Annotated in this window: 19 protein-coding genes and 3 pseudogenes; 6 read left to right on the forward strand and 16 right to left on the reverse strand. The window is 73.0% G+C overall.

Annotated elements, in window-relative coordinates; genetic code table 11:
- Positions 1 to 165 precede the first annotated feature (165 nt).
- Both bfr and FF36_RS06535 read right to left on the reverse strand, forming a co-directional pair.
- On the reverse strand, positions 166 to 648 hold the full coding sequence (gene bfr, locus FF36_RS06530) for a bacterioferritin (RefSeq protein WP_009737569.1): 483 nt from the start codon (positions 646 to 648) through the stop codon (positions 166 to 168).
- Positions 649 to 1050: 402 nt separating this feature from the next.
- On the reverse strand, positions 1051 to 1482 hold the full coding sequence (locus FF36_RS06535; protein WP_044884069.1) for a response regulator: 432 nt from the start codon (positions 1480 to 1482) through the stop codon (positions 1051 to 1053).
- Positions 1483 to 1764: 282 nt separating this feature from the next.
- Between FF36_RS06535 and FF36_RS06540 the strand changes: the two genes are divergently transcribed.
- Positions 1765 to 3174, forward strand: coding sequence for a DUF4386 domain-containing protein (locus FF36_RS06540; protein ID WP_082121720.1), 1410 nt, complete (start codon positions 1765 to 1767; stop codon positions 3172 to 3174).
- A gap of 114 nt (positions 3175 to 3288) precedes the next feature.
- Here the strand turns inward: FF36_RS06540 and FF36_RS06545 are convergent, their stop codons facing one another.
- Entirely contained in the window at positions 3289 to 4995 is a 1707-nt protein-coding gene (locus FF36_RS06545; RefSeq protein ID WP_236705810.1) for a CoA transferase, read from the reverse strand.
- Positions 4996 to 5074: 79 nt separating this feature from the next.
- Positions 5075 to 5758, reverse strand: coding sequence for an AIM24 family protein (locus FF36_RS06550; protein ID WP_044884070.1), 684 nt, complete (start codon positions 5756 to 5758; stop codon positions 5075 to 5077).
- A gap of 339 nt (positions 5759 to 6097) precedes the next feature.
- Here FF36_RS06550 and FF36_RS06555 point away from each other — a divergent pair, with 339 nt between their 5' ends.
- The gene (locus FF36_RS06555) at positions 6098 to 6487 is read left to right on the forward strand and encodes a cytochrome C (protein WP_236705809.1); all 390 of its coding nucleotides are present in this window, start codon (positions 6098 to 6100) and stop codon (positions 6485 to 6487) included.
- Between the two features lie 15 nt (positions 6488 to 6502).
- On the opposite strand, the gene FF36_RS06560 is transcribed toward FF36_RS06555, so the two are convergent.
- From FF36_RS06560 to FF36_RS06610, 12 genes and pseudogenes are all read right to left on the reverse strand, one after another.
- A complete protein-coding gene (locus FF36_RS06560; RefSeq protein WP_199865341.1) occupies positions 6503 to 7156 on the reverse strand; it encodes a DUF5134 domain-containing protein in 654 nt (217 codons plus the stop codon).
- Positions 7157 to 7219: 63 nt separating this feature from the next.
- On the reverse strand, positions 7220 to 7456 hold the full coding sequence (locus FF36_RS06565) for a hypothetical protein (RefSeq protein WP_044884072.1): 237 nt from the start codon (positions 7454 to 7456) through the stop codon (positions 7220 to 7222).
- A gap of 115 nt (positions 7457 to 7571) precedes the next feature.
- The gene (gene pruA, locus FF36_RS06570; protein ID WP_063925266.1) at positions 7572 to 9377 is read right to left on the reverse strand and encodes an L-glutamate gamma-semialdehyde dehydrogenase; all 1806 of its coding nucleotides are present in this window, start codon (positions 9375 to 9377) and stop codon (positions 7572 to 7574) included.
- A gap of 38 nt (positions 9378 to 9415) precedes the next feature.
- Positions 9416 to 9544: pseudogene (locus FF36_RS37270) on the reverse strand (proline dehydrogenase family protein); the annotation flags it as partial.
- Between the two features lies 1 nt (position 9545).
- A pseudogene (locus FF36_RS06575) lies at positions 9546 to 10348 on the reverse strand (proline dehydrogenase family protein); the annotation flags it as partial.
- A 123-nt stretch (positions 10349 to 10471) separates the two neighbouring features.
- A complete protein-coding gene (locus tag FF36_RS06580; protein ID WP_044884073.1) occupies positions 10472 to 11242 on the reverse strand; it encodes an ABC transporter ATP-binding protein in 771 nt (256 codons plus the stop codon).
- Entirely contained in the window at positions 11242 to 12306 is a 1065-nt protein-coding gene (locus FF36_RS06585; protein ID WP_044884074.1) for a FecCD family ABC transporter permease, read from the reverse strand. The genes FF36_RS06580 and FF36_RS06585 overlap by 1 nt, the downstream gene beginning before the upstream one ends.
- Positions 12296 to 13378 (reverse strand): ABC transporter substrate-binding protein, encoded by a 1083-nt coding sequence (locus FF36_RS06590; protein WP_044884075.1) that lies wholly within the window; start codon positions 13376 to 13378, stop codon positions 12296 to 12298. The genes FF36_RS06585 and FF36_RS06590 overlap by 11 nt, the downstream gene beginning before the upstream one ends.
- A 231-nt stretch (positions 13379 to 13609) precedes the next feature.
- Entirely contained in the window at positions 13610 to 13951 is a 342-nt protein-coding gene (locus FF36_RS37275; protein ID WP_242422343.1) for a hypothetical protein, read from the reverse strand.
- A gap of 723 nt (positions 13952 to 14674) precedes the next feature.
- Complete coding sequence (locus FF36_RS06600; protein WP_044884076.1) at positions 14675 to 15034, reverse strand: DUF742 domain-containing protein; 360 nt, start codon at positions 15032 to 15034, stop codon at positions 14675 to 14677.
- Positions 15035 to 15085: 51 nt separating this feature from the next.
- Entirely contained in the window at positions 15086 to 15502 is a 417-nt protein-coding gene (locus tag FF36_RS06605; RefSeq protein ID WP_044884077.1) for a roadblock/LC7 domain-containing protein, read from the reverse strand.
- A 77-nt stretch (positions 15503 to 15579) separates the two neighbouring features.
- The gene (locus FF36_RS06610) at positions 15580 to 19326 is read right to left on the reverse strand and encodes a nitrate- and nitrite sensing domain-containing protein (RefSeq protein ID WP_044884078.1); all 3747 of its coding nucleotides are present in this window, start codon (positions 19324 to 19326) and stop codon (positions 15580 to 15582) included.
- Positions 19327 to 20010: 684 nt separating this feature from the next.
- On the opposite strand from FF36_RS06610, the gene FF36_RS06615 reads away from it, so the two are divergent.
- The 4 genes and pseudogenes from FF36_RS06615 to FF36_RS06625 all read left to right on the forward strand — a co-directional run bounded on the left by FF36_RS06615 (position 20011) and on the right by FF36_RS06625 (position 23155).
- Complete coding sequence (locus FF36_RS06615; protein ID WP_044884079.1) at positions 20011 to 21351, forward strand: ABC transporter substrate-binding protein; 1341 nt, start codon at positions 20011 to 20013, stop codon at positions 21349 to 21351.
- Positions 21352 to 21362: 11 nt separating this feature from the next.
- On the forward strand, positions 21363 to 21917 hold a 555-nt coding region (locus FF36_RS37280; RefSeq protein ID WP_242422344.1), incomplete at its 3' end, for an ABC transporter ATP-binding protein.
- 8 nt (positions 21918 to 21925) lie between these two features.
- Positions 21926 to 22232: pseudogene (locus FF36_RS37285) on the forward strand (ABC transporter ATP-binding protein); the annotation flags it as partial.
- A gap of 89 nt (positions 22233 to 22321) precedes the next feature.
- Positions 22322 to 23155, forward strand: coding sequence for an ABC transporter permease (locus FF36_RS06625; RefSeq protein ID WP_082121745.1), 834 nt, complete (start codon positions 22322 to 22324; stop codon positions 23153 to 23155).
- The last annotated feature ends 87 nt before the right edge of the window (positions 23156 to 23242 follow it).

Here is a 23242-nt window from a genome sequence, read left to right on the forward strand (position 1 = left end):
CGCCTTGCCGGCCTCGCACGCCTTGCCGGCCTCGCACGCCTTGCCGGCCTCGCACGCCTTGCCGGCCGCCGCGCCGCGGTGCCCGGGCGACGGCGACGCCCCCGCATGCCCGGGCGTGGCGGGGCGCCGCGTTCGGCACCGCGGGCGGGGTGACCCGCGGGAGTGTCAGTCGTCCTCGTGGATCTGCTGGCTGAGGTAGTTGGCCGCGCCAAGCTGGGAGATCAGCTCGAGCTGGGCGTCGAGCCAGTCGATGTGCTCCTCCTCGGAGACGAGGATCTGCTCCAGCAGGACCGCCGAGCCGATGTCGCCGCGCTCGCGGCTCAGCGCGATGCCGCCACGCAGCACGTCGACGGCCTCGAATTCACCGGACCGGTCGATCTCGAGCTGCTCGGGGACCGTCTCGCCGATGCGCAGCGTATGCAGCCGCTGCAGGTTCGGCAGACCGCCGAGGTAGAGGACACGCTCGATGAGCTGGTCGGCGTGCTTCATCTCGTCGATGGACTCGTGGTAGTAGTGCTCCGCAATCCGCCGATAGCCCCAGTTGCGCTGCATCCGGCTGTGCAGGAAATACTGGTTGATGGTTGTGAGCTCGTTCGTCAGCACACTGTTGAGCAGTTCTATGATTTCCGTGTCGCCACGCGTCGCCATCGGTTCCACACCTTTCCGTCGGCTGTTTCCAGCCGGACGTCCCACACCGCGCCGGGGCAGGGCGGGGCGGCTGCTCCGGTCACCCCGGCGGCCCGCGACCGGACACCGACCATCTGCGACGACGGGGACACAGATCGACCGGACCGGGCAGGCTTACGAACCTCGAGGCACCAGCAAATCACAAGGATGCGTAATTCGCAGCGAGCCGACACTCCCGACCCGTCACAACGATCGGAACATCGATACAGGTAAGGCTGCCCGAAGTTAGGAGAAGCTACCCGTAGGTGGTGCGCACGGCGGGGACGATCCACCGCAATCACAGCCGGGTTCACCGCCGGGCGACCTCCGGGAATCGGCCTGCGATGCCCCGCCGCGCCCACCAATACGGAGGATGGGACGAGCTCAGCTTCCGGGCAGACGGACCAGGCCGAGATAGAAGTCGTCGATCCGGTGGAGGGCCAGGATGAAGGCGTCGAAGTCGACGGGCTTGGTGACGTACGCGTTCGCGTGCAGGCTGTAGCTGCGCAGCACGTCGGTCGGGGCGTCCGAGGTCGTCAGGACGACCACCGGGATGGTCAGCAGGGCCGGATCCTCCTTGACCGACATGAGGACCTCCCGGCCGTCCATCCGGGGCATGTTGAGGTCGAGCAGGATCAGGTCCGGCCGGGGCGCCGCGGCATCGCGCAGGAAGCGCATCGCCTCGACGCCGTCGGCGGCCACGTGCAGCTCGTGGTCGAACCCCCGGTCCGTCAGCGCCTCGGTGACCATGAGCGTGTCACCGGGGTCGTCCTCGACGAGCAGGATCCGGAACGAACGAACGGCGGTGGCGGGCACTGGTTCGCCTCTCCTGGCAGTCGTCGGCCCGGGTGAACCGGCGCGGGGTCGGCGCTCACGCGCATTCGCCCACGATATCGCCGGGTGCCCGGTTCGACCGGTCCTGTCCGCGGGCCATAGCCGGGCTGGCCCGGGCGGGCGGCGGGCCACCCGTCTCCGCAGGTCACGCGGTGTAACAATCCCGCCACGACCTCCGCCGCGCGGAGGGGGCTGGTTCGCGCGGCGGGTGCCTGCCCGGCCGCCACCCCGCCAGCTCGGGCCGGTCGGGAGGAGCCGCGTTCGATGTCCACGGGCCAGCGCGCCACCGCCGTCCTGTTGCTGGTCTGCGCGGTGTGCGGCGCGGTCGGCCTCACCGAGCTGCGCCATACGCTCGACTACCCCGAGGTGCTCAGCGCACCTCCGGCCGACACCCTCGCGGTGGTGCGAGAGCACTGGCTGGCGATCGGCGTCGGTGTCGTGCTTGCCGGCGTCGCCGCGGGTCTGCTGCTGCCGATCACCGTGGGAATCGTCCGTCTGCTGCCGCGCGGCCCGCATCGCCCCCTGCTGACCGTGCTGGGGGCGGCGGCCGGCGGCGCGCACCTCACCGGCCTGCTGTTCTGGCTGATCACGGTGCCGGCGCTGGCCCGGCGCGCGGCGATCCCCGCCCAGGCGGACCATGCGTCCGCCGTCTTCGACACCGCACGCACCCTGTTCGGGGTGATGATCGGTGAGGTCCTCGCCTGCCTGCTGACGGCGAGCTGGACGGTCGTCCTGCTGACGCGCGCGGCGCGGGCCGGCATGATCCGGCGGCCGGCTGCCCGACCCGCGTTGCCGAGAGTCGCCGCCATCGCTCTCACGGGCTGGGGCGGCCTCGCCGCGGGGGGTGTGCTCGGCGGGGTCCTGCTGCCGTTCGGGGTGGATGCCGCGGTCACCGGGCGCGTCGTCGGGGAGTTTCTGTGGTACCTGTGGCTCGTCGGGCTGGCGGTCGCCGTCGGGCATCTCGATCCCGGGTTGCTCGCGGCGGACCCGACCGCGGTGGCAGCGGCCGGCGGCCCCGCGTCGCCCACCGAACGGAGGGGTGACGACGGGGCCCATCCGGGCGGGGGCGTCTCGGGCCTGCCCGTCGGCAGCGTGCCCGCCCGAGCCGCCCACTACCCCGAAGGTGTCCCCTCGCCCCCGATTGCCCTCCCCGCCGGGGGCCCGACCCCCGCCGCGGCCGTCGCCGGGCACGACACTCGACTTTGCGAGCCGAGGTCGGCCGGCGACGCCTTCTTCGACGCGGCCACCGAGATCTCCTGGGAGGACCCGCCCGCCGTCGACGGCGACGGAGTCCGCCTGGACCAGGCGGACGATGGGGGCACCCATCGGGAGGATCCCGGCGGCTCCGGCCCGGCTGATCGCGCGCACGCCGGCGACATCGTCGACCCCGACCGCCGACCGCTGCGCGCCGCCACCCAGCCGGCGGGTCGGCTGCTCGGCGACGACGCACCCACCGACCCGGCGGTCGACGTGCCCGCCGGCGAGCACCCCGACCGGGCCACCCGATCAACACCGCAGGATCGCCGGACCCGAACGGGCGAGAAGGGCGGGTCCGGCGAGGCGGGCGAGGCGGGCGAGACGGGCGAGACGGGCGAGACGGGTGGGACGGGCGAGACGGGCGTGGCGGCCCGAGAGGCCACAGGATCGAGAGGCCCCCGAGAGGCCACAGGATGAGGCGTCTTGTCGGCGCGACCGGTCAGGGTGCGTGCCCGCGTTCGGCCGCCAGCGTGGCAGGGCCGCGAGAGGGCTGGACGACCGGGGCGGCGGCCGTGGCGAACCCCGTGGCCGTCACCCCAGGCACAGCGCGTCGACGACGGCGCGAGTGTCCGTCCCCGAGGCGGCGGCCCGCGCCCGGCCGGTCTCCCTCGCGCCGGTCCCCACCTGCGGGGGACGCGGTGGCAGGACCCGCTGTGTCCGTCCCGCCTGGTGCACGGTCCAGCCGTCCCGATCGCAACCGGTGACCGTCCACGGCACCGGCCCGGTCGGGTCCACCTCCCCGTCGGGCGGGTCCATCCCCTGGTCGGGCGGTGCGGCCACCCAGGCGGCCACGTCCCGCATCGCGACGTCGAGCAGATGGCCACCGCCGCCGAGCACGGAGGCGGCCGCGGCCAGCGCGGCGAACAGGCCGGTGAGCGGGTCGGCGATGGCGTCGCCGCAGAACACCGGGCTCGCGGTGTCGCCGCCGGAGCGGTCCCACGCGACGAGACCACCCGCCACCGCGGCATCGTCGCCGAACGCGACGGGGTCGGGGCCCGGATGGGCGCCGGCGTAGGCCCGCCCGTAGCCGGTGATGCTCACCCAGGTGCGCCCCGGTCGGGCGGCGACGAGCTCCGCGGCGTCGAGCCCGAGCTGGGCCAGGGCACGCGGCCGCGACGACTCGATGACGACGTCGGCGCGCTCCACCAGGCGACGCAGCATGGCCCGACCGCCCGGGGTCGTGAAGTCCAGGGCCACGCTTTCGTGACCGGCGTGCAGCCAGTCGTAGAACTCCGGGTCGCCGCGGCGTGCCCCGTCTGGTCTATGCACGCTTTCGACCTTCACCACCCGCATCCCGGCCTCGCCGAGCAGGTGCGCGCACAGCGGACCCGCCCACATGGCGGACAGGTCGATGACCAGCGGTGGTTCGGCGCCGACGCCTGCCGCGGCCCCGATCAGGGACGATGTCGGCGCAGACGACGTAGCCCGGGTGGCCCGAGTCCGCCGGGAAACCCCCGTCGGCCGGGAATCCCGTGTCGACCGGGAAACCCCCGTCGGTCGGGAAACCCGTATCGGCAGGGTCCGAACCGGCCTGGGCCGGCGGGGGCCGTCCAGCTCACCGGCCGGGATGGCGAGCAGCCGTGCGATGTCGACCACGTCCGCGGCCGGCCGGGCGGCCACCGCCGCGCTCAGTGCCGTCCACGCCTGCTCGACGGGATGCAGGCACGGGTCGGCCGACACGAGTCCGATCTGATCCCCGAGCGCACCGACAAGGGCGTCCACGGCGTCCACGTCGTGCGGCCGCGCGAGGTTCACGGCGATCCAGCCGTCCGCGGCCGGCAGCAGGCGGCAGCTCCCGTTCGCCGACCAGGTGCCGCGGCGGTGCAGCCCCAGCAGCGCGGCCCGGCCGCCCAACAGCGTGGCCACATCGGGCCGGACGGCCCGGCCGAGCTGCCGGGACAACTCCGTGAACAGCCGGGCCGCCGCCTCGGCGCGGCCGAGCACCGGCCCGTCGGGAACCAGCGGGGGCCGTCCGGGCGGCCCCGTGAGCCACATCAGCCCGCTGGCCGCCCAACCCAGCGCGGCGGGCAACCCGGCTGTCCCCCCGGCTCGGGCGGTGTTCGGCGCCGGCGGGTCGACGGCGACCGGCAATCCCTGGCCGGCGAGCATCGATCGCAGCTCGTCGAGCAGCACGCCGGGTGCGGATTCGACGAAGCCCGCCAGGCGAGTCCCCCGTCCGGGCCATCCGGCTCGTCCGGCCAGGGCGGCGCCCGCCGGAGGCGTTGCTGGCGACGACATCTCGGCTCCCTGCACAATCACGATTCCCTGCGCGCCGGTCCTACTCTGCGGTGCGTGCGCGGCGGTACAGGCAGGCGGGTCAGTGCCTCTCCTGGGTCGTGCCGGCCGCCGGAGTCTCGCCGCACTGGACGACGACGAAGCCCCCCCGACCGGAGTACTCGATCTGCGCGAGCTCCCCGGAGCTGCGACCCACGAGGTTGCCCATCTTGAAGGTGGACACGACCCGGGTGCGCACGCCCGCGGTCCAGGCGACGGCCGCGTCCCGGTCGACGCACACCGGTTCGTCCGTCGGAAGTACCAGCGGGGAACCCAGGCAGAGCACGGCCACTCCGCCGGTGCCCGAGACCTCGGTGTTGAACACCCCGCCGGCGATCATCGCACCGAGGCCGCCCGAGGTCGTGGTCACCTTGTAACGCACCCCGGACTCGAGCGCGAGCAGGCTGCGGCCGTTGACCGTCAGGCTGTCGTGGTCGAGAGTGAAGATCGAGATATGGCTGCCCGACTCGGCGAACCAGACGGTCCCGCGGCCGGTGACCTTCATCAGGTCCTGGCCCTCGCCGGTCACCGCCCGCCGCAGGAAGCCACCCACGCCCTGGCCCTTGTAGGCGAAGTCGAGCCGCCCCCGGTAGGCCACCATCGACCCCTGCTTGGCGTACGTCTGCCCACCGTCGAGGTGGACCCGCAGCATCCGGTCGCCCTCCTCGAGGGCGAACGGTGGGCCCGCGGGCTGGCCGTTCGCGAAGTGTCCCAGCGGGTGTGTCATGCCTCCATTGAACGCCCCGCCCCCCTCCGTTCGGGCGGTACGTCCCGATGCCGGACGCCTTTCCCTCCCCGGCTGGAGCGGCATCGGCTCGGCCGACGGGACCGTGCCCACCCCGCCCAGGGCCGGCTGCGGCGCCACACCTCACCGTTGACCGAGCCCAGACCGTGTGCAAGGCACCGCAACGAGCAATCCGCACCGGCAGCTGCCCACCGGCTCAGCACACGACGGCTCAGCACACGACGGCTCTACACACGACGGAATCAGTCGCGTCGGTGGTGTGCGCATCCCGGAACGAGGGGAGAAACGGGATATCAAGTTCCTTCGATGAAACGGTGTGCTATGCGAGCTCTGGGTGCGGTGGCCGCGTTCTGTACCGTCCTGCTCGTCGGGGCCGGGATCGTCGGCCGGGCGGCCGCCGCGGACGGTCGGTGGGGATACGTGGTGGTGGTCGTCCTCGCCGCGCTGGCGGCCGGACTCGCCGCCCGCCTGATCCCCGGCCGCCATCATGGTGCCGTCGAGCTGGACTGCCCGCGTTGCCGCGGCGAGGGGCAGGCCTTCTACGGCGTGGGGCGCGAGACCTACCGGCGCCGCTGCCGGGTCTGCCATGGTCGGGGCTCGGTGGGGCGTGGCCAGGCGGGTGCGACCCGTTGGCCAGTGCCGGAGACGGCCGGGGACCCGCCCACCCTGCCGATGGCGGAACCGGAGCTGAGCACGACCTCGGCGCGATGAGCGCGGACCTCGTCGTCAGACCAGCATGAGCAGCATCCCGCCGGCCATGATCAGCCGGGACGCGGCGGGGGTGATCGGGGCGGGGGCGGCGTCCCAGGCCGGCCGGGCCCGGCGCAGCAGCGGGCCGCCGACGGCCGCGACCGCGGCGACGGCGAAGACGACGGCGAACCAGCCGGACAGGTCACCGAGGTCACCGAGGTCGCCCACCGGCCACCGGCCCGCGCGGGCCATGCACGCCATCGCCAACGCCTCGACGACCAGCATCGAACAGCACGACCAGCGAGCCGGCTCGCAGCAGGCGGGGTTCGTCAGGACGAGGACGAGGAACACCCCGGCGAGGGCGAGATAGGTCAGGGCGAAGGCCCCCGAGGACGCCACTCCGGACGGGCCGACGAACATGACCGCCATACCCACCGCGACGATCGTGTGACCGATCTCCACCGGCACGAACGCGGCCGCCCGGCCCCGCAGCACCTGGCGGACGAACGCCGGGACGTGGTGCGCCCGGCCCTCGTCGGTGACGATCCGGGTGGCGTGGAACAACGCGACGATGCCCATCGCGACAGCGGCGACGAACGCCACGGCCGTCGGAAGTTGCTGCGAGGACAGCGCCGCGGGGTGATGGTGCGTCACCGCGGCGGGCGGCAGGTGGCGGACACCCGGCCGCATGCCCGGACGGTGCCCCGGCCCGCGACCCACCCGCTCCCCCTACGGGGCAGGCCGCCGGGCATCTCAGCCCACGCCCAGGGCGAGTTCCGCGTCGACGAGCTCGGTGATGCGGCCGGCGCGCGCCTCGTCGACGATGACCTGGAGCTGCTCGACGCTCATCTGGATCCGCTGCCCGAAGTCGTCCGTCAGCACGATGCGGCGCTCGGCGGACGCGGTGTGGTCGACGAACAGCTCCGGACAGCCGCAACTGCACTTTCCGCAGAAGGTCAGGACGTGGCGGGAGTTCTCGACTGCGGGCATGTCGACTCCTGGATCGGAGGAGGGAGCGATGGCGCCAGTTTAGAGATCCACAGATCCAGTTGTCCTTACGTTCATCAGGTTTCCGGCAGTTGTCGTTTTGTTCACTAACGTTTGCTCATGGACAGCCGCCGCGCGTGTCGGCGGGCGGATCGGCGCCGTCCGGGCCGGGCGCGCGGTCCGCGACGCCACCACCACCGCCCGACCCACCGCTCGACCCACCGCCCGCCGCGCGGCCCGCTGCCCGGGCCGTCGCCGCGAGACCCGAGGCGACACCACCGCCGCCCATGTGCGGATAGTCGTGCACGACCGGCGGGCACAGGTTCTCCTTGACCACTCGGGAGCTGACCCAGCGCAGGAGGTTCTGGGCGGAGCCGGCCTTGTCGTCGGTCCCCGACCGGCGCGCCCCGCCGAACGGCTGGCGTCCGATGACCGCCCCGGTCGGCTTGTCGTTGATGTAGAAGTTGCCGGCGGCGAAGCGCAGCGCGTCCTCGGCGCGGGCGATCGCGGCGCGGTCGGTGGCGACGACCGCGCCGGTCAGCGCGTAGGGGGACGTGCGGTCGACCAGGCGCAGGACGTCGTCCCAGGCGCCCGGCCGGGAGTCGTCGTAGACGTGGACCGACAGGATCGGGCCGAACAGCTCGCGGGTGAACCACTCCCGGCCCGGGTCGGTGCCGACGAGGATCGTCGGGCGCACGAACCAGCCGACCGCGTCATCGCACTGGGCGCCCGCGAGCACGGTGACGGTGGAGTCGCTGGCGGCGCGGGTGCAGGCGGCGGCGAGCCGGGCGTAGGCCCGGGCGTCGATGACGGCGCCGGTGAAGTGGTCGAAGTCGTTGACGTCGCCGACGGACAGGGCCTCGGTGGCCGCGGCGAGCTCGGCGTCCATCCGCCGCCACAGGCTCGCCGGGACGTACGCCCGCGACGCCGCCGAGCACTTCTGCCCGCTGTACTCGAACGCGCCGCGGACCAGCGCTGTGCGCAGCACGTCGACGTCGGCCGAGGGATGCGCGACGACGAAGTCCTTGCCCCCGGTCTCCCCGACGATCCGCGGGTAGGAACGGTAGCCGTCGAGGTTGTCCGCGACGGCCCGCCACAGCCGGGTGAACACGGCGACGGAGCCGGTGAAGTGCACGCCGGCGAGGTCGGGGTCGGAGAACACGACGTCGCTGACCGGCTCCCCCGAGCCGCCGACGAGGTTGATGACCCCGGGCGGCAGGCCGGCCGCCTCCAGCAGCCGCATGAGGAAGTGCGCGGCGAACGCCTGGGTCGGCGCCGGCTTCCAGACGACCGTGTTGCCCATCAGCGCGGGCGCGGTCGGCAGGTTCCCGGCGATGGCGGTGAAGTTGAACGGCGTGACCGCGTAGACGAATCCCTCCAGCGGACGCAGGTCGAGCCGGTTCCACTCGCCGGCGGCACTGCGCGGCTGGGCGTCGTGCAGCTCGGCGGCGAACATGACGTTGAACCGCCAGAAGTCGATCAGTTCGCAGGCGGCGTCGATCTCGGCCTGCTGGCAGGTCTTCGACTGGCCGAGCATGGTGGCGGCGTTCACAGTGTCACGCCAGGGTCCGGCGAGCGCGTCGGCCGCACGCAGGAACACCGCGGCCCGACCGGTGAAGCCGAGCTCACGCCACGGCCCCGCGGCCTGCTTCGCCGCGGCGACGGCGGCGGCCGCGTCGGCGTGGGTGCTCTCCCGCAGCGTGCCGAGCACCCGACGATGCGCGTGCGGCTGGACGACGTCGCGCGGCGGGCCGCCGCCGGGACGGTGATGCCCCCCGATCGTGTTGGTCAGGTCGAGGTGGTCACCGCCCAGGCGGAGCAGGGCCCGGCGCAGCCCGGCGCGCTGCGCCGACCCCGGGGCGTAGGTGCGCACCGGTTCGTTGTCGGCCACGGGCACCGACCCCGCGCTCACGCCTGCCAGCACGGCTGTCTCCTTCCCCCCGCCCGCCCGGCGCGGCGGCGTCACGAACCGTGCCGGCTGCCCAGCGCCCGCACGGCCAGCAGCAGGTTGGCGGGCTTCTCCACGAGTCGCCGCGTCAGGTAGGGCACGCTGTCCGGCCCGTACGGCAGGTACACCCGCACCGTCGCCCCNCCCGCCGCGAGCCGCCGCTGCTCGCCGGGACGCACCCCGTGCAGGAGCTGGTACTCGTAGGTCGCCGGCGCCCGCCGCAGCTGCGCGGCCAGCCGGCCGGCGACGCCGATCAGCGCCGGGTCGTGGGTGGCGATCATCGGATATCCCGGCCCGGCGAGCAGGATGCCCAGGCAGCGCGCGTAGGCGACACGGACGGCCGGCCGCCCGCAATGCACGGTGCCGGCCGGCTCCCGGTAGGCCCCCTTGCACAGCCGGACCCGCGAACCGGCCCGGGCCAGGTCGCGGCAGTCGCCCTCGGTGCGCTGGAGCTGGGCCTGCAGCACCGCGCCGACCGACGGGAAGTCCCGGCGCAGCTCGACCACCGTGTCGAGCGTCGCGTCGGTGGTGGTGTGGTCCTCCATGTCGACGGTGACGGTGGCGTTCACCGCCGCCGCCCGGGCGCAGATCTCCGCGGCGTTCTCGTAGGACAGCTTGCGGCCGTCACGCGGCACGGCCTGGCCGAGGGCGGACAGCTTGACCGACACGTCGAGCCCCGCGCCGATGCCCGCCCGGTCGGCCAGGTCGAGCAGCCGCAGGTAGGCCAGGACCGTGGCGAGCGCGTCGTCCGGCCGGGTGACCCCCTCGCCGAGCAGGTCGACCGACGCGCGCAGGCCGCGATCGGCCAGCCGCGCGGTGGCGGCGACGGCGTCGGCGTCCGTGGGGCCCGCGACGAACCGGTCGACGATGCCGGCGGCGATCGGTCCGCGGGTGAGCAGGACGCGCGCCGGCGGACTGGCGACCAGCCGGGGAACGAAACGGCGCATCACCCCCACCCCCGATCCCAACAACAGGTGATGACAAAGGTACGGTCAGTAGCCTTGCTCAGGCCGCGCGTCCTGTCCAACCGGCGGGCGGCGGACTCAGAGCCGGGCGTGGAACGGGACCGGTCATTGCGGCTTTGCGGCGAGGGCGATGTGCGGGCGTCCGGTGATGGGATGCGGTCCGATGTGCGCCCGGACTCCGAACACCGTCTCGATGAACTCGGGGGTCAGCGTCACGAGCGGCGGTCCGTTGCCGATCACGCGGCCTTGGCTCAGGACGACGACGCGGTCGCAGTGGGCAGCCGCGTGGTTGAGGTCGTGCAGTGCGGCCAGCAGGGTCAGGCCGAGATCGTGGACCAGATCCAGCAGGCCGAGCTGAGCCCGTACATCCAGATGGTTGGTCGGCTCGTCGAGGATGAGCAGGGGCGCCTGCTGAGCCAGGGCTCGCGCGATCAGTATCCGTTGACGTTCGCCGCCGGAGAGGGTCGAGAACAGCCGCTCGGCTGCGGGAAGCATGTCCACCCGCTCCAGGCAGGCTCGGATGATCTCGCGGTCGGTGTCGTCTTCCCGGTCGAGGAGACGTTTGTGGGGCCCGCGCCCCATCGCGACGATCTCGCTGACCGTGAACTCGCCGTCCACGCCGCCGTGCTGGGTCACGACGGCACGGTGCCGGGCCGCCCGACGGGCGGAGATCTTCCACAGGTCCTCGCCGCCGAGTGACACGACCCCGGCGATCGGGCGCAGCGAGCGGTAGATCGTGCGCAGCAGGGTGGACTTCCCGCTGCCGTTCGGGCCGATCAGTCCGACGAACTCGCCCGGCTCCGCGATAAGGTCGATGTCGCCGAGGATGGGCAAGCCGTCGATCTCGACATGGACACCGGCGATGGCGAGTCGCATCAGGTTCCCCGTCCCGCGCGGCGGCGCAGCAGCCAGAGGAAGAACGGCACCCCGAGCACCGTGGTCACGATGCCGACCGGCAGCTCGTTGGGCCGGTCGACGGTCCTCGTGATCAGATCGACCAGGACCAGGAACACCGCCCCGAGCAGCATCGACACCGGCAGCAGCCGGCGGTGGTCGGCGCCGACGGCGAAGCGGGCCATGTGCGGCACCATCAGCCCGACGAACCCGACCCCGCCGACCACGCTCACCACGGTGGCCGTCAGCAGTGAGCCGACGACCAGCAGCGTGATCCGCAAGGAGGCGACGGAAACCCCCAGACCGGCTGCGGCGTCGTCGCCGGCCATGAGCGTGTTGAGGTTGCGGGCCTGCAGCAGGAGGTAGCTCATGCACATCGCGATCACCGCGGTCGGCAGCCCGAGATCCGACCAGGTGGCGCCGGCGACGCTGCCCATCAGCCAGAACATCATCCCCTGCAGCTCGGTCGGGCTGATCTGAAGCTGAACGTAGCTGGTGGCCGCGGCACAGAGGTAACCCACCGCCACCCCGGCCAGGACCAGCCTCGAATCAAGCAGCCGCCCGCCCTGCTGCGCCAGCAGGTACACGGCGAGGATGGCGAGCAGCGCGGCTACGAACGCGGCGCCGGACACGCCCAGCCCGCCCAGCGCGCCGGTGCCCAGGGCTGCTGCCAGCACGGCACCGAGAGACCCACCCGAGGACACCCCGAGAATGTAGGGGTCGGCCAACGGATTGCGGACCAGCGCTTGTAGGACCACACCGGCCACGCTGAGGCTGGCCCCGCTGACCGCGGCGAGCAGCACCCGCGGCGCGCGGATGTCCCACACGATCTGGTCGTCAAGCGCGCTGGTGCTGTCGCGGCCGCTCACGTGGGCCGCGATCACCCGCCACACCGCGGTCAGCGGCAGGGTCACCGAACCGGTCGACACGGCCACCAGGCAGGCCACAACCAGCGAGACCATCAGGCTCAGCAGGAGAGCCCCGGTCGCGTGACCCGAAACCAGATGCGGGCCGCGCGAGCGGGCGACGCGCGTCTCACCCACCATCGTTGACCGCCTTGGCGATCTTCTCGACCGCCCACGCGTTCATCGGTCCCAGGTATGCCCCGTCCGACACGGTGGTGTAGGTGTGCGTACGTGCCGCCGCCCACTGCGGGAACTGCGCGAACAGCCGCCTGGCCTCGGCGGCGGGATTCTCACCGGGCTCGAACGCGCCCACGACGAGGACGTCGACGGACGCCGCGGCGAGCTGCTCGGTGTTCAGGGTGGCTGTCGTGTCCGCATTCCTGCCTACGAAGGTGTTCACGCCACCCGCCGCGCGAATCACGTCGTCGTAGATGCCGCCGGTCATCACCGCGGGCAGGCCGTTGTCGTTCATCATCGACATACCCGGGAAGGCGATCAGCACCTTCTTACCAGCAGCCCTGGGCTGGGAGGCGCTGACTGCGTCGATGCGTGTCCGAAGCTGCCCGACCAGCGTCGCGGCCCTGGACTGGACGTCGAAGATTCGGCCGAGCAGAGTGATGAACTCGAACGACGACCGAATCGACTGTTTCGCGTAGGCGTCCTTCTCCTCCCGCGAGGCATCCGGTTTGCCGTATGCGCAGTTCACGGGGTTGACCAGCGAGTTGATCCCGGCCTTGGCCAGTTGGGCGCGGGTCGCGAAGCCGCTTCTGGCCGCGAAACCGCCGGACCAGGTGGACACGACGAGGTCCGGTCTGGCGGCGAGTACCTGCTCCGCCGGAACATCGAAGTTGTTGTTCGTCCGCAACCCACCCGTGCGGATTCGGCGGATGGCTGCCACCATGGTCGGATCGTCCGACACGCCGTAGGACTGCGCGTTGGCCAGGATGCGGTCGGTCAGGCCCAGCAGCACGAAGCTCTCCACCTCACCCACGGACGTGCCGTTGAGGATGAGCACCCGCCCGGGTGGCCGGGTGAACGTGACCTTCTGACCGCAGTTGTCGATCGTGAACGGGAAGGTCGTCCGGGTTGGTGACGCCACGCTGGCCGCCGGAACCGGGTCCGACGACGAGCCCCCGCAGGCGGTGACCACCGCGACGAGGGCGAAGGCGACGACACAGGATGCAGCGCGCCGGGAAGGATGGCGTGATCTCACAGGTGCCTCCAGGGGGAGCAAACGACGTCCGCGAACCGGCCGCGGGGCGACCAGATCGCCGGGGGATGGCGCCGCGCGGACGAGCGGGGCGCGAGGGGATCGACCGCTTCGACCTCGGGGCGTAGCGGTCGCGTCAACCTGACCGACCACCGAGATGACTGCCGGGCAGCGGTCATCGCCCCGTGCCGCTGGATCCGAGCACGGGTACCGAAGGCGATGTGATGGAGGCGGTCAGGCCGGTGCGCCGACCGGCGGACCTCTGTGGACGACCACGTGGCGGAGAAGGCTGGGGAGCCGGTTGCACCCTCGACGAAACGTCGGCTGCACCCCGGTGATGGTGATCGGGCCCCGTGCCGATCCGCGACGCCGCAGACACCGGGCCAGCCTCCGCGCCACCGCGGCGGTGCGGCGTACGACTGTCCAGAGCAGCCGCTCACCCGCGGCCAGCCACCAGGCGAGGACCAGGGCGGCGAGCAGATGTGCCACGGCCATCGCCGGTCCGCCCGGAAGCAGGTCGCGCCCCGCGGACATCGCGCCTTCGGACATCGAGGCCGCGTTTCCCGGATGGCTCATGCCCGGCACCTGCGAAACCGGGGTCGGATGGCCGGCGGAAGTGGACACGCTGAACGCACAGTGCAGGCCGGCCTGGATCGAGAGAACCAGACCGACCAGCCGCCGTCGGGACATACGTTCGGAGGTCGATCCCCAGCAGACGCGGCCGGCCAGGGCCGTCCCAACCGCAGCCACCGGGATCGACGGGACCATGCCGCAGGCGATGACGTGCGCGGCTACCGCGAGGGCGGCCGCCAGACCCGCGGCGACCACGGTGCGGGTTCCACGCCCCACCGGCGTCGCGGCCCAGCTCGCCCGGACCGGCCTCGGCTCGACGGGCGCGGCCGGCGGAGCCATCGCGGCGCGCCCGGAGGAGGACCGGCGGGCGAGCGCCGTCGCCTTCACCTCAACACGCCGGTCACGTCTACGGAACGGCGTGGCCGACGTCGCCGGTCAGCATGATGCGCCGCTCCGGCTGCGCATCATGGCCGATGAACAGCTCCGGGCACCCGCAGTAGCACGTGCACAGAACGCCAGGACGTGACAGATGGTTCCGGACTCGGCCATACGGCTCCCGGGGCGGAGGCAATGATCCAACAATGTGGACTCGACCTGGCCGGTCTGCGGCTCGGAGGGCTCGTCCAGTTTCAGACCGTAAAGCCTCTACAGCTTGTCGGAGAAGCAGATTTTTTGAAATTTCTCCCGCTGGCCGGGGGGAGTAGTAACTCGACGAGGCCTGACGGATCAGAGGCGACGAAGGTTTGTCAGGACGCGGTCGAGCAGCGCCATCTCGGGCGCGCCGGTGGGCATGGTCAGTTGGGAGATGTCGACGAGCCGGTCGGCCGCCGCATCGGCGACGAGGACCCGCACGACGCCCACCGGCAGGCGCAGCGCCGCGGCGATCTCGATCACCGACTGCGGCTGCACGCACATCGCGACGATCGACTTCTGTTCCAACAGCAACGCGGGCAGTCGCGCCAGGCCGAACGGCGTCGTGGTCACCATGGCCTCGAGCGCCAGCAGGCGGGACGGCCGCGCCCGGCCGCGGGTCGCCGTGTACGGCCGGACGAGCTCCCCCGACGGCTCCACCGCGTCCCCGTTCATCCATTCACCCGCTTCCCCGAGGCCGTGGCTGTCACCGGCGGCCGGTCGGCGTCAAACGCTCTCGCGCGTGTCGGCTCGCCGCGCCGGGGTCAGCGCCTCCCGGGTGCGGGCGACGAGCACCGTCATCTCGTACCCGACCAGCCCGATGTCGCAGGTACTCGTGGCGAGCACCGCCAGGCAGGATCCCTCACCGACGGCCATGAGCAACAGCGACCCCTGCACCATCTCGACGACCGTCTGGGTCACCGAGCCGCCCTCCACGAAGTCCGCGGCCGCCAGGGTCAGGCTGAACAGCCCCGAGGCGATGGAACCGAGTTGCACCGCCCGCTCGCGGGGGAAGCCGCTGCACACCGCGAGCAGGTGACCGTCCGAGGACGCGACGATCGCATTCGCCACACCGGGCACGAAGTCGACGAAGTTGTTGATGAGCCAGTCGAGTGAGGGGATGTCCGGATCAACGTCGGTCACGGTTGTCCTCCAGGCTGCGGGTTCGAGTGGACGGGGAATCGGGGTCAGGGTTCGTTCGGGCGGGGTTTCGGCCGGGCTCAGCCGCCCCCGCCGTCGTCCTCCGCGGCGGGTCTGGTCCCCCGGGCGTGGTGGATGCCTTCGTAGAGCCGACTCAGCCGCCCGCGGATCCGCTCGGGTGCGACGCCCGGGTCGGGCATCGCCGACGACGGGGCGGCGGAGCCGAGGAACACGCTCGGGCCGGCCGGGCCGCCGGCCGACCCCGTCGGCGGACCGAGCGGGATCTGCCCCGGGATGGGCACGGTCTTCGGGGTGCGGATCGGCAGCCCGGACGCGGTGGTGGTCCGCCGCGGCCCCGCAGTCGGCCCGGCAGTCGGCCCCACACCGGGTCCGGCGCCGGGCCGGGGAGAGGACAGCCCGGGCTTCGACGCGGCGAACGGCCCCGTCCCGGCGGCCTGCTCGCGCGCCGGAACGGCGAACCGCCCCGGGTTCGCAGCCCGCGCCACGACCGACTCGGGCACCGCGACCGGTTCGGGCACCGCCGGCGGCTCAGGCACCGCCACCAGCCCGGGCCCCATGAAGGGATCGGCAGTCCCGGCCGAGCCGGGGAGCGGTCGGGAGCCGGCCAACGGTCCGGCGTCGAATACGCGGGGCGCGGCGAACGGCTCGGGGGCCCACCGCTCGACTCCGTTCACCCGGCCGGCGGCCGGGATCGCCTGGCCAGGCGCCACCGCCAGCTCATCCCGGACGAACCAGTTGAACGGCTCGGCCGACTCGTCGAGGACCGGCGACTGTAACCCGGCGGCATCGGCGAGCTGCGCCCACAGCCCGGCGGGTGGCGGTCCTGCGGGCGACACGGCGGCGGGCGATGCGGCGGCTGCGACGACGGCCCAAGCCGGATGGTGCGTCGGGGCCGGCACCGCCGGGAACGCCGGCAGGCGGGTGGCGGGCATCGCGAGGTCGGCGCCCACGTCGGACCCGTCTGGAGCGGACGGAGCGGCGGGCTCGGCGGCGGTGCCCCGAGTCGGCTCCGCGGCGGTCGACGCGTCGGCGGCGGTGGCAGTGGCGGTGGCAGTGGCGGTGGTGGCGGCGGCGGTGGCGGCGGCGGTGGCGGCGGCCGGGGCCAGTTCCGCGGCGGTCGACACCTCGGCGGGGGCGGTCGCGGTGGCCGGGGCCGGCTGGACCGCGGGCGCCGCGTCCTCGGCGGCACTCGGGTCGGGCTGCGCCGCGCCGGCATGCGCACGCCCGAGGGCCGCCCGTTCGCGTCGCCGGTCGAGCGCGGCGACGGCCTGGGCGATCGAGGGCAGCCCCGCCCCGTCCCCGGCCGGCGGCGTTGCGGCAGGTCCCCCCGCTGAGCTGCCGGTGGGCTGGTCGACACCGCCGCGGCCGGCGAGATCCGCGAGATCTGCGAGGTCCTCGTTGGTGAGATCGATGCCCCGCGGCCGGAACCACTCGCCGGTCGGCGTGTACGGGGCGAAGCCGTCCGACGCGGACTCCTCGCCGGACGCGGGGATCCGGCCGAAGCCGGGGCCCGCACCGAACGAGGACGCGTCGCTCGAGGGTGACGTGTCGCCGAAGGCGGCGGAGCCATCACCGAAGGCGACAGAGCCGCGACCAAAGGCAGCAGAGCCGTGACCAAAGGCAGCAGAGCCATCGCCGAAGGCGGGATTGCGGCCGTTGCGGACGGCGCGCCGCGGCAGCGGATCGGCGGAGCCGTCCGTGATCGTGCCGTCGATCAGGGGGGTGCCCGGATGAGGCGCCGGCGCGGCGAGGGGAGCGCGACGGGACGTGACGGGCGGGAGGTCGGCGAGCGGTGCCGGCGGCGCGCCGGGCAGGCCGAGGCGGGTCAGCTCCGCGCCGAACAGCGCCGTCCCGGGTAGCTGCTCACGCCGCGCCGGTGCGGGCGGGCGGGCCTCGGCGGCGGAGCCGGGCGCCACGAGCAGCGCCTCGGGCAGCCGCACGGAGGCCCGTACCCCGCCGGCATCCGAGCGGCTCAGCCGCACCTCGATGTCGTGGCGGTCGGCGAGCCGGGCGACGACGAACAGGCCGAGGCGCTGGGCGATGGAGAAGTCGAACAGCGGCGGGTCGGCGAGACGCTGGTTGACCGCGACGAGCTCGCGCTCGGACATCCCGAGCCCGCCGTCGTCGATGGTGATGAGCACCCCGCCGTCGTCGAGGGCGGCCGCGAGGTCGACGGACAGGTACGGCGGCGAGAACTGCGCGGCGTTCTCCAGGAGTTCGGCCACCAGGTGGACGACGTGGTTGACGGAGTCGGCGGCGATCCGCGCGTCCGGCACGTCGATGATCTGGATCCGCTCGTACTGCTCGATCTCGCCGAGGGCGGCCTGCAGCACGTCGCCGAGCGGCACCGGCCCGGCGCGGCGCCGCCCCGGCCCGGTGCCCGCGAGGACCAGCAGGTTCTCGCTGTTGCGGCGCATCCGGGTCGCGAGATGGTCGAGCCTGAACAGGTTCTCGAGCTGCAGCGGGTTCTCCTCGGCGGCCTCCAGCCGGTCGATGAGGGCGATCTGCCGCTCGATGAGGCTCTGGCTGCGCCGGGAGAGGCTGAGGAACAGGGTGTTGACGTTGCGGCGGAGGCTTGCCTGCTCCGCGGCGAGGCGCACCGCCTCCCGCTGCAGTTCGTCGAAGGTTCGCGCGACCTCGCCGATCTCGTCGCGGGAGTCGACGCCGATCGGCCGGATCGTCGTGTCGACCTGCTCCGGGTTCGCCGTCTGCAGCTCGGAGATCAGGCGCGGCAGGCGCACCTGGGCGACGTCGAGGGCGCCGCTGCGCAGGCGGCGCAGCGGGACGGTCATCGTCCGCGCGATCAGCAACGTCCACCCGATCGCGCCGACGATGATCACGAGGATGAGTGCACCGATCAGGGCGGTGCGCTGCCAGGCGTCGGAACGCAGATGCCGCGCGGAGTGGGTGACGTTGTCGAGCAGGTCGGACTCGACGGTGCGCAGCAGTTCGATGTGGGTCGTGCTGGCCGCGAACCACTGGTCGGGATCGATGTCGAGGTCGGTCAGCCGCTGGCGCTGGATGGCCCGTTCGGAGATGCGCTTGACCGTCAGCACCGCCTGACCGTTGACGATCTGGTCGAAGCGGGCGCGGTCGTCGGGGCGGGCGGCGGCGCGGAAGCCGTCCTGTGCCGCCTGCTCCTGGGCGAGCAGCCCGGCGAGCCGATCGGAGGCGCCGAAGGCGAATTGCTGCGCGAAGCTCGTGGCGAACAGCTCGCCGCGGATCTCGGAGTCGATCTCCTTCAGCGTCGACACGTCGTTGAGGACGGTCGCGGCGTAACGCAGGTCCTCGTCGTCACGGTCCTGCCCGATGCGGTCGTCGAGGCCGAGCAGGTCGGTGATCGTGGTCGAGTACTGATGGAAGATCGCATCCGTGGACAGGCCGCCGGTCTGCACGGACCGGCGCAGCGCGGGCAGCCCGGCGAGGTCGCCCTCAACCCGGTCGGCCACCCGCCCGGTGCCGGCGCCGAGGTCGCCGACGGAGGAGCGCAGGGTGCCGCGGAACCTGCCCACGGCCGCGTCGACGGCCCGCTGCTGGCCGTCGAGCCGGCCGGTGAGCGAGGTCTCCGGATCCGTGCCGCGGCCGCTGCTGATGAACCCGGCCGCGAGGTCACGTTCCAACTGGAGCTCGTGCACCGTCGCCGTGACGTCGCGGCCGAGCTTCGCCGCGGTCACGTCGCGGCCGTAGCTGGCGGCGTTGGACAGCCAGGTCGTGCCCGAGAGGATCCCGAGCGCCAGGAACGCCGCCGTGGGCACGGCCAGCGCGGCGAAGAGCTTCCCGCGCACGGGCAGGTCGCGCAGGCTCACCCGTCGGCGCCGCCGCGGCCGGGCACGCCGGCCACCCGTCCCCGGACCGCCGGGGCCGGCCGATGGCGGCGCGGAGCGAGCCGGGCCGGGCCTGGGCCCGGGCCCGGAGCTGGGGCTGGGGGCGGGGCTGGGACCGGGGGCCAGCGGACCGGTGGCGGCGGTCATCGCGCCCGCCGCGGCACCTGGGCGGGCGGCGACGGGCCGCGCACGGCCGCCGGCGCCATCCCGGCCCCGGTCGAGACCCTGCACCACACCCGGACCCTGAACCCCGTCTGGACCCTGAACCCCGGCGAGATCCCGGCCCCCGTCGAGGACCCCGCGGGAGGTGTCCGGCGGCTCTCCCGTCACGTCCCGCCCCTTTCTGGCTCGATCACGCGCCCCGTACCTCTCCGCCTCTCGAACGCCCGAATCCCGACCCCGGAACCCCGGGCGGCGCCTGGGGAGCGCCGCCCCTGCGCGGGGCCCTGCGCACCCGACCGCATGACGGTCAGCGTCGCCGCGGCTGGCGAACCAAAAGGCTATTTGCGCACCGGACACGACTGCCAGCGGGGTCACTTGACGAACGGGCGCGCAATCGTCCGGGATGAGCCAACCCCGCTGCGCTTGACCGGCGTCAAACCACTAGTGTCGTCGCGGTCGCTGTAGCTTTCACCCCTCACTCCAGCCGGGCGCACGGGGAGCGTGATGATCCACGGTTTTCGAAGGGCGGGCGCGGCGGGTGTTGCGCTGCTCTGCATCGCCGCACTCGCGGGCTGCGGCGGTGGCGACAATCCCGGGCCGCCCGCGGTTTCCGGCGAGGTCAAGATCGGCCTTCTCGCCCCGTTGACGGGTGGGAACACGGAAGCCGGCCGTGACGCCCAACGGGGAGCGGAACTCGCCAGCCGTCTCATCAACACCGGAGAAGACTGGTCCGGATACTCGGCCGGGCGAATCTGGGGGCCCGCCGGTCACGCCCGACTATCGATTGTGACGTTGGACACGAAAAGCGACCGCCAACGCGCGGCGGACGGTACGTCGACCCTGGTGAACGACGACGGCGTGGCCGGCATCGTCGGTGCGTTCGGCGCCGAGGCCACTTTGGACGCCAGCCAGCGGGCCGAGCGACTGCAGACCCCGTTCCTCAGCGGCGACGCCGCGTTCACGGCACTCACCGAGCGCGGGCTGAGCTGGTTCTTCCGGGCCGGACCCGACGCCGCGGACTACGGCGGCGCCTTCCTGTCCCTGCTGCACAACGCCGAACAGCCTGGCCAGGAGCGTCGACGGGTGGCTGTGCTCTACAGCAACGACGCGACCGGCACCGACCTGAACTCGATCATCGCCGAGTACGGCGAGGAGGCCGGCTACCAGATCGTGGCGAGCGCGCCCTACGAACCCGGTGACACCGATCCCACCGCCGCGGTGGGGGCGATCCAGACCGCCGCGCCCGACGTCGTCCTGGTGGCGACGGCCTCCGGCGCGGGGGAAAGGCTCGGAAACGCGTTCCAGGCCACCGGGTATACGCCGCCTGCCGTCGTCGTTTACGGCGCCCCCGCGGACGCCGCCCGGCTCGCCGCAATCCCCGGGTTCGCGGGCCGGGTGAGCAGGCAGGTTCCGTGGTCGCTGCCCATCACCCGCGCCAACCCGCTCGCCGCGGCGGTCACCGAACGTTATCAGCACGACTTCGGGGCGGCGATGACGGCGGAGGCGGCAACCGCCTTCACCGCGGTGGCAATCTATGCCCAGGCAATCGAGGACGCCGACAGTTCCGCACGGGAACGGATACGCTCCGCACTTGTCGCGATCGATCTCCCGGGGGCCGCGACCATCATGCCGTGGAACGGTGTCCGTTTCGACGGAACCCACCAGAACACACTTTCCGCAACGGCCGTCGAACAGGACACCGATGGAACCTTCGCCGTCGTCTATCCGCGCGACCTGGCCACAACATCGGTCAATTGGCCGCCGCCGGGAAGCCCCGCACCGACCACCCTCTCCTCGGCCGGATCGGGAACACGGGCGGCATCCACCGGAGCACGGAACGGTTAGGCCCACGGGTCATGCGGCATCATATTTGGACATACAGCAACGAATCGCGCGAGGCCGGCCCAGGCGGGGAGGCCGGGGCGGTCCAGGACGTCGGGACGGTCCAGGAGATCGGGGCAGCGGGCGGAGCGGCGGGCGACCTCCCGCCGACGCTGGTGACGTTCACCGGCGTCGAGAAGCGCTACCCGGACGGCACCCAGGCCCTCGCTCCGGTCGACCTGGCGGTCCGTGACGGCGAGTTCGTGAGCATCGTCGGCGCGTCCGGCTGCGGCAAGAGCACCCTGCTGCGGCTGGCGTCCGGCCTGACCGAGGCCACCGCCGGCACGGTGTCGCCGTCGACCGACCGGATCAGCTACGTCTTCCAGGATCCGACCCTGCTGCCCTGGCGCAGCGTGCGGCGCAACGTGGAGACGCTGGCCGAGCTGACCGGCGTGCCCCGCGCCGAGTACCGGCCGCGGGCCGCCGAGGTCATCGATCTGGTGGGGCTCGGCGGGTTCGAGCGGCACCGGCCCCGCTCGCTGTCCGGCGGGATGCGGATGCGGGTGTCCCTCGCCCGCTCGCTGGTGCTCNCCCCCGNCCTGTTCCTGCTGGACGAGCCGTTCGGCGCCCTCGACGAGATCTCCCGGGAGCGCCTCGGCGGCGAGCTGCTGCGACTGTTCGAGCTGCGCCGCTTCGGTGCCGCTCTGTTCGTCACCCACTCGGTCGCGGAGGCGGTGTTCCTGTCGACCCGGGTCCTGGTGATGTCGCCGCGCCCCGGCCGGGTGGTCGCCGAATTCACCGTCCCGTTCGGCTTTCCGCGCCCGGCGGAGCTGCGCTTTCGGGACGACTTCACCCACCTGACCGCCGCGGTCTCGCGCTGCCTGCGCGCCGGGGAGCCCGCGTGAGTGCGCCGGGGGTCGTCGGCGGGCCGACGACCCCCGGTCAGGGAGGCGGACCCGTGCCCGCGCCCGACGGACGGCGCGGCGCGGGCCGGATGGCGGCCCTGGTCCGCGGCGGGAGCCGGGCGCTGCGCACGGGACGGCCACGGGCGACCTGGCGCGACCGCCTCGCCCCGCTCGTCCTGTTCGCGGTCATCATCGGCGTCTGGTACTTCGTGAGCCTCGTGGTGCTCGACCGGGACCGCCGGTTCCTGCTGCCCAGTCCCGACTCGGTCGTCCGCGTCGCCTTCCTCGACGGCCACAACCTCGCGCAGCTTCTGCGGGCGCTGTGGCTGTCGACGTCGGTGGCGCTCATCGGCCTCGGGGTGTCGATCGGGCTGGGCATGGCCGTGGCGATCGCGATGAGCCAGGCCCGGTGGATCGAGAAGTCGGTGTACCCGTACGCGGTGATCCTGCAGACCATCCCCACCCTGGCGATGGTGCCGCTGATCGGCTTCTGGTTCGGCTACGGCTTCCTCAGCCGGGTGATCGTCTGCGTCCTCATCGCCCTGTTCCCGGTGATCAGCAGCACGCTGTTCGGCCTGCGGTCGGTCGACCAGAGCATGCTCGACCTGTTCCGGCTGCACCGCATCCCCCGCTGGCGCCGGCTGGTGTCGTTGCAGCTCCCGGCCGCGATGCCGGCGACGTTCGCCGGATTCCAGGTCTCCGCCGGGCTGTCCGTCGTGGGGGCGGTCGTCGGCGACTTCTTCTTCAAGCAGGGCAAGCCGGGGATCGGCGTCCTGATCGATCTTTACCGGGCGCGACTGCTCTCCCAGCAGCTGTTCGGCGCGGTCATCCTCGCCTCGCTGCTGGGAGTCGTCGTGTTCACGTTCTTCGGCTGGCTGAGCCGGCTGGTCACCGGTCGCTGGTACGCCGCCGAGACGCCCTGACGCCGCGGGTGGCCGCGTCCGTCGATCCCGGCGGCACCGGCGGCCCGCGGAGCTGTGTCACACCCGGCCCGCGGGGGGTTCCACGAG

This window comes from Frankia torreyi (assembly GCF_000948395.1).
Taxonomy (GTDB): Bacteria; Actinomycetota; Actinomycetes; order Frankiales; family Frankiaceae; genus Frankia; species Frankia torreyi.

Coding starts and splice junctions, on each gene's coding strand:
- bfr (WP_009737569.1), bottom strand. CDS start 648: ATGGCGACGCGTGGCGACACGGAAATCATAGAACTGCTCAACAGTGTG.
- FF36_RS06540 (WP_082121720.1), top strand. CDS start 1,765: ATGTCCACGGGCCAGCGCGCCACCGCCGTCCTGTTGCTGGTCTGCGCG.
- FF36_RS06545 (WP_236705810.1), bottom strand. CDS start 4,995: ATGTCGTCGCCAGCAACGCCTCCGGCGGGCGCCGCCCTGGCCGGACGA.
- FF36_RS06550 (WP_044884070.1), bottom strand. CDS start 5,758: ATGACACACCCGCTGGGACACTTCGCGAACGGCCAGCCCGCGGGCCCA.
- FF36_RS06555 (WP_236705809.1), top strand. CDS start 6,098: ATGCGAGCTCTGGGTGCGGTGGCCGCGTTCTGTACCGTCCTGCTCGTC.
- FF36_RS06560 (WP_199865341.1), bottom strand. CDS start 7,156: ATGCGGCCGGGTGTCCGCCACCTGCCGCCCGCCGCGGTGACGCACCAT.
- FF36_RS06565 (WP_044884072.1), bottom strand. CDS start 7,456: ATGCCCGCAGTCGAGAACTCCCGCCACGTCCTGACCTTCTGCGGAAAG.
- FF36_RS06580 (WP_044884073.1), bottom strand. CDS start 11,242: ATGCGACTCGCCATCGCCGGTGTCCATGTCGAGATCGACGGCTTGCCC.
- FF36_RS06585 (WP_044884074.1), bottom strand. CDS start 12,306: ATGGTGGGTGAGACGCGCGTCGCCCGCTCGCGCGGCCCGCATCTGGTT.
- FF36_RS37275 (WP_242422343.1), bottom strand. CDS start 13,951: ATGAGCCATCCGGGAAACGCGGCCTCGATGTCCGAAGGCGCGATGTCC.
- FF36_RS06600 (WP_044884076.1), bottom strand. CDS start 15,034: ATGAACGGGGACGCGGTGGAGCCGTCGGGGGAGCTCGTCCGGCCGTAC.
- FF36_RS06615 (WP_044884079.1), top strand. CDS start 20,011: ATGATCCACGGTTTTCGAAGGGCGGGCGCGGCGGGTGTTGCGCTGCTC.
- FF36_RS06625 (WP_082121745.1), top strand. CDS start 22,322: ATGGCGGCCCTGGTCCGCGGCGGGAGCCGGGCGCTGCGCACGGGACGG.